Here is a 14,914-nt window from a genome sequence, read left to right on the forward strand (position 1 = left end):
TTAATCCTCTAACGTCGCATATTTCATAATATTTTCTTGAGTGGCGGTCGCGTTATCGAGCTCACCGGTAATACGGCCATTGCGCATCACTAATATGCGGTCGCACATGCCGAGGATTTCCGGTAATTCCGAGGAGATCATGATGATGGATTTCCCCTTTGCCACCAGGCGATTCATTAATTCATAAATTTCCAGTTTTGCGCCCACATCAATACCGCGCGTGGGTTCATCAAAAATTAAAATATCGGTGTCTTTACATACCCAACGGGCAATAATAATTTTTTGCTGATTGCCGCCGCTTAAATGCAGCGCAGGTTGTTGCAAATGCGGAGTTTTAATCCGTAAGGCGTTGACTAATTGTTCGCTGGTTTGCTGGCAGCGCTTCTCTTTGACAATACCGAATGCATCGGAATATTCAGGGTAATTACCGAGCATAATATTGAGCTCCACCGATAAGCCCAGCGCCAGCCCCTCTTTTTTACGGTCCTCGGTGAGATAGCCGATGCCCTGTTCAATCGCCTGATGGACACTGGAAATGGCCACCGCTTTGCCGTGAAGTTTGATTTCGCCGCCGTCGATTTTATCGGCGCCAAACAGTGCCCTGGCAAGCTCGGTACGCCCGGCGCCCATCAGGCCGGAAAGCCCGAGAATTTCGCCGCGATACAACGAAAAATGAATATCGTGCAGCACGTCTTTACGCGTGAGGTTTTTCACCTCCAGCACCGCATCGCGCCCGGTAAACGGCGGCCTGCGTGGATAGATGTCGCCCAGTTTGCGGCCCACCATCATGGCGATTAAGTCGCTGATTTGTACCGTTTCGTAATCCACTGTGCCGATGAACTGCCCGTCGCGCATCACGGTGGCGCGATCGGCAATCAGCGCCAGTTCCTCCAGCCGGTGCGAGATATAGACGATGCCGGTGCCCTGTTGCTTCAGCAGGCGGGTCACGTTAAACAGGCTATCGATCTCGCTTTCCGTCAGGGCGGCGGTGGGTTCATCCATAATCAGTATTTTCGCGTTAACGGAAATGGCTTTGGCGATTTCCACCATTTGCTGCTGCGCGACCGTTAAATCCGCCACGCGGGTTTCCGGTTTAATTTTCAAATTCAGGGTGTCGAGAATAGTTTGTACTTTCTGGCGCTGGGTTTTGGCATCCAGCTGCCAGCGGTTGTTTTTTTTACAAAACTCCCGGCCAATAAAAATATTCTCTTCGACGGTTAAATCAGGGAATAAATTAAATTCCTGATGGATAATCGTAATGCCGAGTAGCTGCGCTTCCAGCGGGCTGGCAAATGTAACCGACCGGCCTTCGAACAGGATTTCCCCTTCATCCGGCTGGTACACGCCGGACAAAATTTTCATTAACGTGGATTTTCCGGCACCGTTCTCACCCAGCAGGGCATGTACTTCGCCCCGCCGTAAAGTAAACCCCACATTACTTAACGCCACCACGCCGGGGAAACGCTTGGTAATGTTATTCATCTGCAAAAATAGATCTGACATGGCGTTTTCCCTTAATTGATCAGGTGTTCGCTGTCTGAGAAAGCGGGAAAGACAGATGCCGGTTTGGGATTAAAAAACGATTATTCACAGGCTAAGAAAATTCACCGCATCGTTTATCCCAGGCATAAAGCCCGTTTAGTTAAAAATTAGCTGCGTCGAGGTAGCTTTTGCGTGTTTAACCCTATGCAAAGGCCAAAAATTCGACAAACACTTTGAACTCAAATTGTGACGCTGCGCAATGGTTATTGTGTATCCATTTGATAAATAAAATTTTATTTATTCTGCTGTCAGTTGGCACCCGCAAAACATGAATATCATTATTTTTAGTCCGTGAAAAACATCACACTTCAACGCAATTGTTATTGTCCGTTTTGCTTTTTGGTCTCTATGCTACTTCGAGTTAGCAATTTTACCTCTTTCTGGGCTTTTGGTGCTGCAAGCGTATTGCGGCGCTGGGGTACTGGCCTGAAAACGATCTCAAAAATATGAGGAGTAACAATGACTACCCTACCGAAAATCGGCATCCGCCCGGTCATCGATGGCCGCAGAATGGGCGTGCGCGAATCCTTAGAACAGCAAACCATGGACATGGCGAAAGCCACGGCGCAGCTGCTGGCGGAGCAACTGCGCCATCCGTGCGGCGCGACCGTGGAGTGCGTGATTGCGGATACCTGCATTGCAGGCATGGCGGAATCTGCCGCCTGCGACCAAAAGTTCAGTACCCAAAACGTGGGCTTAACCATTACGGTTACGCCGTGCTGGTGCTACGGCAGCGAAACCATCGATATGGATCCGATGCGCCCGAAAGCGATTTGGGGATTCAACGGCACTGAACGCCCGGGCGCGGTTTACCTGGCGGCGGCGTTAGCGGCCCACAACCAGAAGGGGCTGCCGGCGTTTTCGATATACGGTCACGATGTCCAGGACGCGGGCGATACCGCCATCCCGCAGGACGTGCAGGAAAAACTGCTGCGCTTCGCCCGTGCCGGGCTGGCGGTGGCCAGCATGAAGGGCAAAAGCTATCTGTCGCTGGGCGGCGTATCGATGGGCATCGCCGGCTCGATTGTCGATCACAACTTCTTTGAATCTTATCTCGGCATGAAGGTGCAGGCGGTGGATATGACCGAGCTGCGCCGCCGCATCGATCAGCGGATCTACGATGAGCAGGAGCTGGAGCTGGCGGTGAGCTGGGCCGACCAGCATTTCCGCTTTGGTGAAGATAAAAACGCCGAGCAATACCGCCGCGATGAGCAGGCCAACCGGGCGATCCTGCGCGAAAGCCTGCTGATGGCGATTTGCATCCGCGACATGATGCAGGGCAACCGCAAGCTGGCGGAAATGGGGCGTGTGGAAGAGTCTCTGGGTTACAACGCTATCGCCGCCGGTTTCCAGGGGCAGCGCCACTGGACCGATCAATATCCGAATGGCGACACTGCCGAAGCGCTGTTGAACAGCTCTTTCGACTGGAACGGCGTGCGTCAGCCCTTTGTCGTGGCGACGGAAAACGACAGCCTGAACGGCGTCTCGATGCTGTTTGGTCATCTGCTTACCGGCACCGCCCAGGTGTTTGCCGATGTGCGCACCTACTGGTCTGCCGACGCGGTTGAACGCGTGACCGGACATAAACTGACGGGCCATGCGCAGCAGGGCATCATCCACCTGATTAACTCGGGTTCGGCGGCACTGGATGGCACCTGTCGTCAGCAGGATGAAAACGGCAAGCCGACCATGAAACCGCACTGGCAAATCAGCCAGCAGGAGGCCGACGCCTGCCTGGCCGCCACGGAATGGTGTACGGCGGTGCACGAGTATTTCCGCGGCGGCGGTTTTTCGTCGCGCTTCCTGACCCTGGGCGGGGTGCCGTTCACCCTGAGCCGCATCAATCTGGTGAAAGGCCTTGGGCCCGTGCTGCAAATCGCCGAAGGCTGGAGCGTAGAGCTGCCGAAAGCCGTTCACGATACGCTTGATAAACGCACCGACTCCTCCTGGCCGACCACCTGGTTTGCGCCGCGCGTGACCGGCAGCGGACCGTTCCGCGACGTTTATTCGGTCATGGCGAACTGGGGCGCTAACCACGGTGTATTGACCGTCGGGCACGTAGGCGCGGACCTGATTACCCTGGCATCAATGCTGCGCATTCCGGTTTGTATGCATAACGTAGACGATGAGGCGATTTATCGTCCCACCGCCTGGGCCGCCCACGGCATGGACAGCGAAGGCCAGGATTATCGCGCCTGCCAGAACTACGGCCCTCTGTACAAACGCTAACCGAATACGGGGCGGCCTGCGGGTTGCCCCGTTTTTTCAGGAGAGTTGATGATGCAAGACGCGGTTCTGGTGCTCGACTGTGGCGCCACCAACGTGCGGGCAATTGCGATAGATAAGCGGGGACACATGCTGGCCAGGGGCGTGGTTGCCAACGCCAGCGAGCCCGCCGCCGAAGATCACGCCTGGCATAACTGGTCCCTCGATCATATTCTTCAGCGATTTCAGCAATGCTGCCAGCAAATCGCGCCGCAACTGGACAGACTGAATCTGCGCGCGATGACCGTGACCACCTTTGGCGTGGACGGCGCGTTAACCGATGACAAAGGCGCGCTGCTGTATCCGATCATCAGCTGGAAATGCCCGCGCACCGTGCCGATCATGCATGACATTGCGCGCATGATTGACCCGCAAACCCTCCAGCAAATTTCCGGCATCGGGCAGTTCAGTTTTAATACGCTCTATAAGCTGCTCTGGCTGAAGCTCAACCAGCCGCTGGCGCTGGAAAACGCCCATGCCTGGCTATTTATCTCCTCGTTGATTAACCAACGTCTGACCGGTGAATTCACCACCGATCGCACCATGGCGGGCACCAGTCAGCTGATGGATCTGCATACCGGCGCGTTTAGCGACGTGATATTATCGCGGGCGGGTATCCCGGCGCGGTTGTTCCCGCGCCAGGTCGCGCCGGGGGATATCGTGGGGGAATTACGCCCGCAGATGGCGAATTTTCTCGGCATCCGCCCCGGTATTCCGGTTATTTCTGCCGGGCACGATACGCAGTTCGCGCTGTTTGGCTCCGGCGCGGGGCTGGGCGAACCGGTGCTGTCATCCGGCACCTGGGAAATCCTGATGGTGCGCAGCGCGCAAATTAATACCAACTTGCTCCCGCAATACCCGGGATCTACCTGCGAACTGGACAGCCATCCGGCATGGTTTAACCCCGGCCTACAGTGGCTGGCGTCGGGTGTGCTGGAATGGGTGCGGAAAAGCTGGTGGCCGCAAGCAGAGGGCGCGGCGGTGTATCAGCAGATGATGGCGGAGGCGGCGGCTCTGCCTCCCGGCGCGCAGGGCGTGACCATGCAGGGCAATCTGCTGGAGGGTAGCGACTCCGGCTGGCGCGGCGTAACCCTGAATACCACTCGCGGTCATTTTTACCGGGCGGCGCTGGAGAATCTCACCTGGCAGTTGAAAAACAATTTACAGGTGCTGGAAACCCTTGGCGGGTTTCGCGCGCGGGAGCTGTTGCTGGTGGGTGGCGGCAGTCGCAATATGCTGTGGAACCAAATGAAAGCCGATATTCTCGATCTGCCGATTAAAATACTCAGTGAAGCGGAAACTACGGTCGTGGGCGCGGCGCTGTACGCCTGGGCGGGCTGCGGCGAATTCGCCAGTGCGGATGCGGCGCGCGCCAGCCTTGAATGGCGTTATCGCACCCTCTGGCCCGGCGAACAGCGCGATCTGTGGAAAACCTTAAGGAGCAAACCATGCTAAAAACCATCTCGCCGTTAATTTCTCCGGATCTGCTGAAAGTGCTGGCGGAAATGGGCCATGGCGATGAGATTATTTTTGCCGATGCCCATTTCCCCGCCCACAGCCTCGGGCCGCAGACGCTGCGCGCCGACGGCTCGACGGTGAGCGAACTACTGGCCGCCGTGATCCCGCTGTTTGAGCTCGACAGCTACGCGCCGCCGTTGGTGATGATGGCGCCGGTTAACGGCGACCAATGCGATCCCGCCGTAGAAGCCCGCTATCGCCAGGCGCTGTTCAACGGCCAGCCGGGGCCGGAAATTGAGCGTATCGATCGTTACGCGTTTTATGACCGGGCCCGCAAGGCGTATGCCATCGTGGTGACACGTGAGTGCGCGAAGTACGGCAATATTTTGCTTAAGAAAGGCGTCACCCCGCTCGAATAATTATCATGATTAATGACCTGCCACCTGCGCCAGGTTAATCTGGCGCAATACTGTGTGACCTGCGCGATAGTCATTCAGACTATAAATAGTCAAATCGATACTATTAAAATGACATTCTTTCTTATTTTACTTTTTTAGTTATTTGATCTTATTGATTTTTATTTTTGGCATGCAAGATGCAGAGCAACGTTAAATAACGTAACTTTTGAGGTATGACTTATGGCTCATCGCATTCCTGCACAATATAAACACACGCGTTCTACCGCTTTCTTTGATAGCGCTACGGTTCCTCAGGCGCTGTTAACCCATCACAACACCAAAAAAGATGTCTATGGTCGCCTTTCCGTCATGCGTGGTGCGGTAAAATATATCGGTTTTAAAAGCGAGCACGACCAGACGCCGGAAATTGAAGTCATCATTCATGAAGGGCAGTTTGGCGTGAGCCCGCCGCAATACTGGCATCGCATTGAGTTGCTGACGCCGGACACCTATTTCAACATCGACTTTTTCGCCGCGCCGGATGCAGAACTGGATGGCAAAGGGTTTGGCCAGGTGGTGCAGACGAAAAGCAACAACTGACAGGAGAAGATCATGGGCGCGCGCCTCGATCGTGAAAAGCTCACTATCAAGAAAATGATTGCGCTGTACCAGCGCAAAAGCCCGCAGGCGCTGGCGGAGCCCGCCCACTATCAGGCGCTGTATGACTATGCCATGAAGCGCCTCGATAAATGCGTCTTTGGTGACAACAAACCCGCCTGCCGTCAGTGCCCGATCCACTGTTATCAACCCGCCAAACGGGAAGAGATGAAGCAAATTATGCGTTGGGCGGGGCCGAAAATGTTATGGCGCCACCCGATTCTGACCCTTCACCACTTAATTGACGATCGTACGCCGGTGCCGGAAATCCCCGAGAAGTATCGCAAGAAATAGCGTTCTACCCCGCAGGGTCATAATGACAGTTGGACAAAATATATTATATAACGACAGCCGTTAATGAATACTTTACGTAAAGTAATATAATTCAATACGCTTTATAACCAATCGTTAATTTGTGCATTTAATCACGGACAAATTTTTAAAGCCGGTTATCTTTATGTTTCCTTTTAACCCGACAGAGGACGATGTAATGAAACACACCGCGTGTTATCGCCTCATAGCGAAAGGTGGCTTAAACGCCTGGTATAATCTCGACCCGCGCATCTCCAACGATTTCCCACGTTAATTCTCCGGTTATTCCCTTATAAAAAACTCAATCTAAACACTGCGTTTGGACGGTATTTATTGTGCCTTAATCCGCCATAAATATTCTCCGCGCAGCAGGGTAATCTTTTGGAGAAAATATTATGAAACGCATTCCTGAGCCGTTCCGCATTAAAATGGTTGAAAACATCCGCATGACCACCTTTGACGATCGCGTTAAAGCGCTGGAAGAGGCGGGGTATAACCCGTTCCTGTTGAAAAGCGAAGATGTTTATATCGACCTGCTGACCGACTCCGGCACCGGGGCCATGAGCGATCGCCAGTGGGCGGGCCTGATGATGGGCGACGAAGCCTACGCCGGTTCACGCAACTACTTCCATCTGTGCGAAAAAGTGCAGGAGATCATCGGCTATCCCTACACTATCCCAACCCATCAGGGCCGTGGCGCGGAGCAGATCCTGTTCCCGAGCCTGATTGCGCGCTGCAAGTCCAAACGCCCGGTGTTTATCTCTAACTTCCACTTTGATACCACCGCCGCGCACGTGGAGCTAAACGGCGCGAAAGCGATTAACGTGGTGACGCCGAAAGCGTTCGACACCACCTCCTGGTACGACTGGAAAGGCAACTTTGATATTCCGCAGCTCAAAGCGACTATTGCGGAACACGGCGCGCAGAACGTGGCGGCAATTATTACCACCGTCACCTGCAACAGTTCCGGCGGGCAACCCGTGTCGCTGGCGAATATGCGCGAAGTCTATGAAATCGCTAAACAACACAATATTCCGGTGGTGATCGACTCCGCGCGCTTCTGCGAAAACGCCTGGTTTATCAAGCAGCGTGAACAAGGCTACGCCAATAAAACCGTCAAAGAGATCGTGCGCGAGATGTACCAGTACGGCGACATGCTGACCATGTCGGCGAAGAAAGATCCACTGGTGAACATTGGCGGCCTGTGCTGCTTCCGCGATGACGAAGATCTGTTTAACGAAGTGCGTATCCGCTGCGTACCGATGGAAGGCTTCGTGACCTACGGCGGCCTGGCCGGGCGCGATATGGAAGCGCTGGCGATTGGCCTGGAAGAGGGCACCAACGAAGACTTCCTGGCGTACCGCATTAACCAGGTGGAATATCTGGGCGAGCGCCTGCGTGAAGGCGGTATCCCAATCCAGTACCCGACCGGCGGCCACGCAGTGTTTGTTGACGCCAAACTGCTGTTGCCGCATATTCCGGCGCAACAGTTCCCGGCGCATGCGCTGAATAACGAGCTGTATCTTGAAGCGGGCATTCGTAGCGTCGAGATTGGTTCGCTGTTGCTGGGACGCGACCCGGCAACGGGCGAGCAGAAACCGTCGCCAATGGAGCTGCTGCGCCTGACCATTCCGCGCCGCGTCTATACCAATGACCATATGGACTACATCGCTGATGCGTTAATTGCCGTGAAAGCGCGCGCATCCACCATCAAAGGATTAACCTTCACTTACGAGCCGCCGGTGCTGCGTCACTTTGTCGCTCGCCTGAAACCGGTTAAATAATTTAAACGGGCGCTCCCGCAACAGGAGCGCCCTATATTTGTTCCCAGGATAAATTAATACCCAAAATCATTCGCGCTGCTGATATCGCAGAAGCGGCGTGAATGATGACGTGTATTTAGCCTCGCGAGGAAAACGCACCATGGCTACATTATCGGTTACAAATAGTACTCCGTCGTTAATTGGCGGAGCGATGATTATTGGCGGAACCATTATTGGCGCAGGCATGTTTTCATTGCCGGTAGTCATGTCCGGCGCCTGGTTTTTTTGGTCACTACTGGCATTGGTTTTTACCTGGTTTTGTATGCTGCATTCCGGATTAATGATCCTGGAAGCCAATCTTAATTACCACATCGGTGCGAGTTTCGACACCATTACCAAAGATCTGTTAGGAAAACACTGGAATATTATTAACGGTGTTACCGTTGCGTTTGTGCTGTATATACTAACCTACGCCTATATCTCTGCCAGCGGGTCGGTTATCCATCATACATTCTCGCAAATGAATATTGATTTCCCGGCCAGGCTGGGAGGATTGTTATTTGCCTTAGCGGTGGCGTTTATCGTCTGGCTGAGCACCCGGGCGGTGAGTCGCATGACCACCATCGTACTGGGCGCAAAAATCCTTACCTTCTTTATGACATTTGGTGGTCTGCTGTGGCACGTTCAGCCTGCCATACTGCTGAATGAAGCGGAAGTCGCTCCGCAGTATCTGCCCTATGTGTTGATGACGCTGCCGTTCTGCCTGGCCTCGTTCGGCTATCACGGCAACGTCCCCAGCCTGATGAAATATTACGGCAAAGATCCGTTAACCATTCGCCGCTGCCTGTTATTAGGCACCCTGATGGCGCTGGTGCTGTATGTGATCTGGCTGGTGGGTACCATGGGTAATATTCCGCGCCCGGCGTTTATTGAAATCGCCGAAAAGGGCGGCAATATTGATGTGCTGGTACAGACCCTGAGCGGCCTGTTAAGCAGCTCAACTCTGGATTTGCTGTTAACGGTATTCTCTAACTTTGCGGTCGCCAGTTCGTTCCTTGGCGTGACGTTAGGCTTGTTTGATTATCTGGCGGATCTGTTTAAATTCGACGACAGCCGTCACGGGCGGTTTAAAACCGCGCTGGTGACGTTTTTACCGTCCATCCTTGGCGGTTTAATCTGGCCGAACGGGTTTATTTACGCGATTGGTTTCGCCGGACTGGCGGCAACGGTCTGGGCCGCGATTGTACCAGCACTGCTGGCGCGCGCTTCCCGGCAACGCTTTGGCAGCCCGCGTTATCGGGTATGGGGCGGAAATGCAATGATTGCGTTGATCCTCTGTTTCGGGGCGGCCAACGCCATCATTCATATCCTGTTCAGTATGAATCTGCTGCCGGTTTACCAATAACGCTATTCAGGCCTGAGGGCGGCTGCCTCAGGCCTGAATACTAACTGGCAGAGTTCCTCAGTCAATTTATGCGCCAACATTTCCAGCGCCTGTTTCACTTCCTGTACTTTACCGGGTTCATGCTCGAAATACGGGCAGGTCAGGACAGCTTTGGCATAACCATCGATTCCTTTTATCGGATAAGAAATAGAGGTCAAGCCGACAATGTGATCGTGCGGGATTTCCGCATAGCCCTGCCTGGCGATGGATGCAAGCTGTTCCGCCAGTTCGCCACGTAAATTATGGTCAAGCTGGTAATTACGCATTAACGACCAGGCGTCCTGATCGTTCGCCATGGCGAGAAAAAGCAGTGATGAACTGGATTTCACCGTATTTAATACCGAACCCTCACGGGCACTGATTAACGGCGTAAAGTCAGGGTGAGCTTGAGCGCAAATCCGGATGGCGTTGTCATGGTAAGCCGCAATATGACAAGGCTGATTCATACGCCAGGTAAAATCTCTCATTAGCTCAAGACAATAAGAAGATGTCGCCAGCTCCCTGACACAGTAAGAACTATTACGTAACAGAAGTTTGTCGGTCAGGTGGTAATAGCGCTGCGCATCCTGAATAAGAAACCCCTCATCTTCCAGACAGACCACGATACGATAAAGTTGACTGAATGATGATTGCAGTTCGATAACTAATTGTCCCATACTTTTGGGCGTGCCGGCGTTAGCCATATGCATCAGCACCTGAAGTCCCCGACTTAATGCCGGAGCGCGGTATACATTCGTGCGATTAGACATTCTGCCTCCCAGATTGCGATTTGATAAGTAAGGCGTACCGACGACAGGCCGATGGCTTATCGTTCAATGTGTATTAGCCATTACAAAAAAACAGTAATGAGACCTGTGATGTGTTTATATCACGGGTAATTTCACTTAATTCAGGCTCCCGGCTTAGTAAGCCGGCGGCATTATTACTTGATGAGCGTAACTATTGCGCTGATAAAAAGCCGTAAATGAAACTGTATCGATGCTGCACCCTTTTTATAAAAAAGGCTTCAGTTTTACTGTTATTATTTTTCATGTGAAACTTCCGAATTAAAATAAACGGTTATGAACGCTTACATCATTCCGAATGTGCTGTATGCATCAACCGTCGTCATTCCGCTCTTAATCGCGGCTGATATTTTGTTCTCCCCTTCGGCTTTTTCAAAAGCGCCATGAAAGGCATCGTCTACTGCCTGAGCGGGTATCACTAATATGCCATCACGATCGCCGTAAATCACATCGCCAGGCATAACCCGTATACCATCAAGTTCAATCGGAACACGCCAGTCAACGACTTTTCCGCGTGGGCCTATGGCTTGTGCGTAGCTGCCAAAAGAGGCTACGGGAAAATCCAGGTGTAGAATTTCGTTAGTATCACGATGGTGGCCATGAATTACCGCCCCTGCTGCTCCGCACTGGAGTGCGCGCATCGTCATTAACCCGCCCCACTGGGCGTAACGCAGCGAACCGCCTGCGCAAACAAAAACTTCATTTTTCTTAAGGTCGTCCACTGCCTGAAAAAGTAAACCAAAGGGCTTTTCGCTAATTTCGTTATGCCCCGTTGCCTGCTGTTGATAAAAATCTGCGGCCAGTACTGGCATAGCACGACCAATAATCACCATCTGGGGATCGATCGGTTTAAGTTGCGAATTTAAAAATTGATGATGTAAACCCATCGTATCCATAACATCGCCAACTAATGCGACAAAGAGTTTCTCTTTTACCAGAGAAAAAAGCATGCTGTCATCTGACCAGTATTGACTCATCATTAACTCCTTCAGGTTATGCCGGATGAGAGTGGAGTTTTAATTATTAAATTTGACCGATCGATTTAAAGAGGCCACAACCGGATTAGCCCGCAGTATGGCATGGGTTAACATTGTCATACATTACGCGGGGATAATTCCTCAGAGAAGCCCTTCTGGCTTGCCATTTAAGTTACAGCGTCAGCATAATCAAAAATTTCCGGCAAGTATTTGCCTTTATGATTCAATGGCATCAGTAACGGAATATTCTGAAGGAAATAACAGAATACCTTGAGTGCGAACGCAGTTTCCCTAATGGAAATGTTAACAAAAACAGGAAAACGCCCTGGTGTCAGCTTTACCCTCATATTCATCGACATTACCCGCTCAAGAAATGTTCTTGTTCCGGCTTTCAGTTGATCTTTTGTTTTTACCCATTTTCTCCACAACGTATTGTCTGGCGACTGTGTTACGCAAGTAATCCCCCCTACAACACAGACATTATAGCCCGATAAATGATTCGGTTTTTCATTGTGCATTGAGCTAATCCTTGCGATAAAACCTGAATTTCCTTTGCGTGCAAACTTGTTTATGCAGTGAAGGTGGTTCATCGATAGGCCCCAGCCAGACGAAATCAAGTAATAGTTCAATTAATATAATATTAAAGATATCCAGCCGATCAACGGATCGACTTTAGCGTTTTTTTTCATTCCTTACCGACAAACGAAGATTTCCATCATGGTTTTACCTAAAAAAACTTTTACAGGTAAAAATAATAGATTTTTATTAGCATGGTAATTGTTTATTTTGATGTTTATCAATCGGTTATATTTGTTGGGCAAATAAAAACTTTTCACAGGTAAAACTTTTTTCTTAGTGAAATTGTTTTTATTTTGTGATGTGCGTCACATAAATTAAGGTGTCAGGCGGGAGAGACAAGTTAATTTTTAAGAAAACATTCGGACTATTTTTCGCTTTGCTGAAATAGTCCGGAATATGTCATGCAGGTTACAGCGCTTCAATTTGCAGGGTTAATATCAACGTTTCTCCCGCCATTAAGAGCCTTAGTCCCGGTTGCCCGGGCTGATTATGGGCATTGACCGGATGCGTCTGGGGTTCGAGGCAAATAAATTCACTTTGCGGCGTCTGGTAAACCATTAGCCACGGCGTATTACTGCGCAAAAGAGTTTCATTTTTATTGTTGAAAAGCCGTGCGATGCCGCTCCAGCCGGAATAACCGTTGTTAATCCATTTTGCGCCGGGAAAAGATGGAACCATAAAATCCAGCTCGGCGGGGATAATTGACGACCATTCGAGCGGTAAATGCTGCGGGTCTTCTGGCCAGTATCCGCCAGCGGAAAATTGCAATTGAGTTTGCGGCGTTTTAGCAAAGAAAGGATGAAAGCCAGCCCCATAAAGCATCGGCGTTGCGCCAACATGCGTTATGGCTATTTGTGCGTTAAACCGGTTCTTTTCGAGGGCATAGGTAATTTCTGCCTGATAGTCGAAACCGCAGGCTTCTGTGGCACGCAGTTGCAGAGTGATTGCCTGTTCATCGGCATCGCGAACCTCCCATTGCCTGAGCCAGCCGTTACCGTGTAAAAAACCGTCTGGATCGCCAGGCTGGCCCGGCAAATCAACCTGACTGCGACGTAACGGAAAGCGATTGTGCGCCACCCGGTTTGCCAGCGGTAACATCGGAAAAAGCGAACTTTCGCCGGGATGAAACGACGCATTGTTCTGCCAGGGGCGGAGGATCGCCCGGTTATCGGCGGTTTCCAGCGCCAGCAGCGCAGCGCCTTGCGGAGTGACCCGCATCCGAAGATGCGGGTTTTGCAGCGTAAAGACGTCCATTACGGGCTCACGCGATGTGCTGTGGAGGCATGACGCGGATCGCCACCCGCCATCTGTTTCTCCAGCGCTTCCAGCGTCACGCCTTTGGTTTCCGGTACGTTACGCAGCACGAAGAGGTAGCCCGCCGCGCAAATCACCCCGTAGAGCATAAAGCTGCCCGCCGCACCCAACCCGGCGTTGAGCAGCGGGAAGGTGTAGGTGAGAATGAAGCAGGCTACCCACAGCGCCAGCGTGCCGACCGACATCGCCAGGCCGCGTACCCGGTTGGGGAAAATTTCTGATAACAGTACCCAGGTAACCGGGGCGAGCGTCAGTGCGTAAATGGCGATGGCGGCCAGCACCAGCACCAGCACCGGCCAGCCGAGAATGCCAAGACCGTAGGCAGCGGCAATCAGCGCATAAATCACCGTCAAACCCGCCGCGCCAATCAACATCAGTTTGCGACGGCCCAGTTTATCGACCAGCGGCAGGGCGATAAGAGTAAACACCAGGTTGATTAAGCCGGTGGCGACAATCGATTTCAGGGTACTGTTAATATCGAAACCGGCGGAGGCGAAAATCTCCTGCGCATAGTTAAAGATGACGTTAATCCCACACCACTGCTGGAACACCGCCAGCACCATGCCGATGATGATAATCGGTTTTACTTTCGGCTCCAGCAGCGCGGAGTAGCTTACCTTCTGGGCGTTAGCATCGGCGCTAAGGGTCTGATTGATGTCTGCCAGGGTGGTGTCGGCATAGTGTTGCGAGCCGATTTTCAGCAGTGTTTTACGGGCGCGTTCGGTTTTCCCGGCCCTGGCCAGCCAGCGCGGCGATTCCGGCACAAAGAACATCATCACCAGGAACAGGAACGACGGCACCCCACAGGCGGCGAACATCCAGCGCCAGCCCATCTGGCCATTCCAGCTTTGCTGGATTTCGGTCAGCGTGGCGTTGGAGGCTACCGGTTGGGCAATCGTCAGGTTAATCAACTGCGCAGCCAGCACGCCGATTACAATGGTTAGCTGGTTGATAGCCACGAATTTGCCGCGTTTTTCCGCCGGGCTGACTTCAGCGATATACATCGGGCTCACCGCTGCGGCCAGGCCGATGCCGATGCCGCCAACGATGCGGAACACCACGAACAGATCGAAGTTGGTGGCGACCGCCGTGCCCCACGCGGAAAGCGTAAACAGGATCGCGGCGATAATCAGCGGGATCTTGCGGCCCAGTTTGTCAGCGCACCAGCCGGAGATAAATGCGCCGAAAATACACCCTACCAGCGCCGAGCTCATCGCCCAGCCGGACTCCGCCGGATCGGTAATATTAAAATAAGCCTCGTAGAAGGGTTTCGCCCCGCCAATGACCACCCAGTCGTAACCGAATAACAGGCCGCCGCAGGCGGCGACCAGGCAAATCATCCATATGTAGCCCATACGGAGTTGTTGAGTGTTATGCATGATGTTCCTCTCCCGTTGAGAGAAGTCGTTATGGGAAGGGG

Annotated in this window: 13 protein-coding genes and 1 pseudogene; 8 read left to right on the forward strand and 6 right to left on the reverse strand. The window is 52.4% G+C overall.

The window, feature by feature from the left end; genetic code table 11:
• Nucleotides 1-1,503 carry a sugar ABC transporter ATP-binding protein gene (locus FHW74_RS18210; RefSeq protein WP_183171763.1) on the reverse strand — a complete coding sequence of 501 codons (1,503 nt, stop codon included), beginning with the start codon at nt 1,501-1,503 and terminating at the stop codon, nt 1-3.
• Nucleotides 1,504-2,001: 498 nt separating this feature from the next.
• Here FHW74_RS18210 and FHW74_RS18215 point away from each other — a divergent pair, with 498 nt between their 5' ends.
• The 8 genes from FHW74_RS18215 to mtr all read left to right on the forward strand — a co-directional run bounded on the left by FHW74_RS18215 (nt 2,002) and on the right by mtr (nt 9,800).
• Nucleotides 2,002-3,771, forward strand: coding sequence for an L-fucose isomerase (locus FHW74_RS18215; RefSeq protein WP_183171764.1), 1,770 nt, complete (start codon nt 2,002-2,004; stop codon nt 3,769-3,771).
• A gap of 48 nt (nt 3,772-3,819) precedes the next feature.
• On the forward strand, nt 3,820-5,262 hold the full coding sequence (gene fucK / locus FHW74_RS18220) for an L-fuculokinase (protein ID WP_183171765.1): 1,443 nt from the start codon (nt 3,820-3,822) through the stop codon (nt 5,260-5,262).
• Nucleotides 5,256-5,684, forward strand: coding sequence for an L-fucose mutarotase (gene fucU / locus FHW74_RS18225; protein WP_183171766.1), 429 nt, complete (start codon nt 5,256-5,258; stop codon nt 5,682-5,684). The genes fucK and fucU overlap by 7 nt, the downstream gene beginning before the upstream one ends.
• Nucleotides 5,685-5,903: 219 nt before the next feature.
• A complete protein-coding gene (locus tag FHW74_RS18230) occupies nt 5,904-6,263 on the forward strand; it encodes a DUF1971 domain-containing protein (protein ID WP_183171767.1) in 360 nt (119 codons plus the stop codon).
• 12 nt (nt 6,264-6,275) lie between these two features.
• Nucleotides 6,276-6,614, forward strand: coding sequence for a nitrous oxide-stimulated promoter family protein (locus FHW74_RS18235; protein ID WP_221192446.1), 339 nt, complete (start codon nt 6,276-6,278; stop codon nt 6,612-6,614).
• Between the two features lie 196 nt (nt 6,615-6,810).
• A complete protein-coding gene (gene tnaC / locus FHW74_RS18240) occupies nt 6,811-6,906 on the forward strand; it encodes a tryptophanase leader peptide (protein WP_183171768.1) in 96 nt (31 codons plus the stop codon).
• 121 nt (nt 6,907-7,027) lie between these two features.
• On the forward strand, nt 7,028-8,416 hold the full coding sequence (gene tnaA, locus FHW74_RS18245) for a tryptophanase (RefSeq protein WP_183171769.1): 1,389 nt from the start codon (nt 7,028-7,030) through the stop codon (nt 8,414-8,416).
• A gap of 139 nt (nt 8,417-8,555) precedes the next feature.
• Nucleotides 8,556-9,800: a tryptophan permease gene (mtr, locus tag FHW74_RS18250; protein ID WP_183171770.1), complete on the forward strand. Its 1,245-nt coding sequence runs from the start codon at nt 8,556-8,558 to the stop codon at nt 9,798-9,800.
• Nucleotides 9,801-9,802: 2 nt separating this feature from the next.
• Here the strand turns inward: mtr and FHW74_RS18255 are convergent, their stop codons facing one another.
• The 5 genes and pseudogenes from FHW74_RS18255 to FHW74_RS18275 form a co-directional block, all read right to left on the reverse strand.
• Complete coding sequence (locus FHW74_RS18255) at nt 9,803-10,588, reverse strand: hypothetical protein (RefSeq protein WP_183171771.1); 786 nt, start codon at nt 10,586-10,588, stop codon at nt 9,803-9,805.
• A 320-nt stretch (nt 10,589-10,908) separates the two neighbouring features.
• Nucleotides 10,909-11,601, reverse strand: coding sequence for an RraA family protein (locus FHW74_RS18260; RefSeq protein ID WP_183171772.1), 693 nt, complete (start codon nt 11,599-11,601; stop codon nt 10,909-10,911).
• A gap of 167 nt (nt 11,602-11,768) precedes the next feature.
• Nucleotides 11,769-12,119: a hypothetical protein gene (locus tag FHW74_RS18265; RefSeq protein WP_183171773.1), complete on the reverse strand. Its 351-nt coding sequence runs from the start codon at nt 12,117-12,119 to the stop codon at nt 11,769-11,771.
• Nucleotides 12,120-12,588: 469 nt separating this feature from the next.
• The gene (locus tag FHW74_RS18270) at nt 12,589-13,434 is read right to left on the reverse strand and encodes an aldose 1-epimerase (protein WP_183171774.1); all 846 of its coding nucleotides are present in this window, start codon (nt 13,432-13,434) and stop codon (nt 12,589-12,591) included.
• A pseudogene (locus FHW74_RS18275) lies at nt 13,434-14,879 on the reverse strand (sugar porter family MFS transporter); the annotation flags it as partial. The pseudogene FHW74_RS18275 and the gene FHW74_RS18270, both read right to left, overlap by 1 nt.
• Nucleotides 14,880-14,914 lie beyond the last annotated feature (35 nt).

It is taken from the genome of Atlantibacter sp. RC6 (assembly GCF_014193285.1).
Taxonomy (GTDB): Bacteria; Pseudomonadota; Gammaproteobacteria; order Enterobacterales; family Enterobacteriaceae; genus Atlantibacter.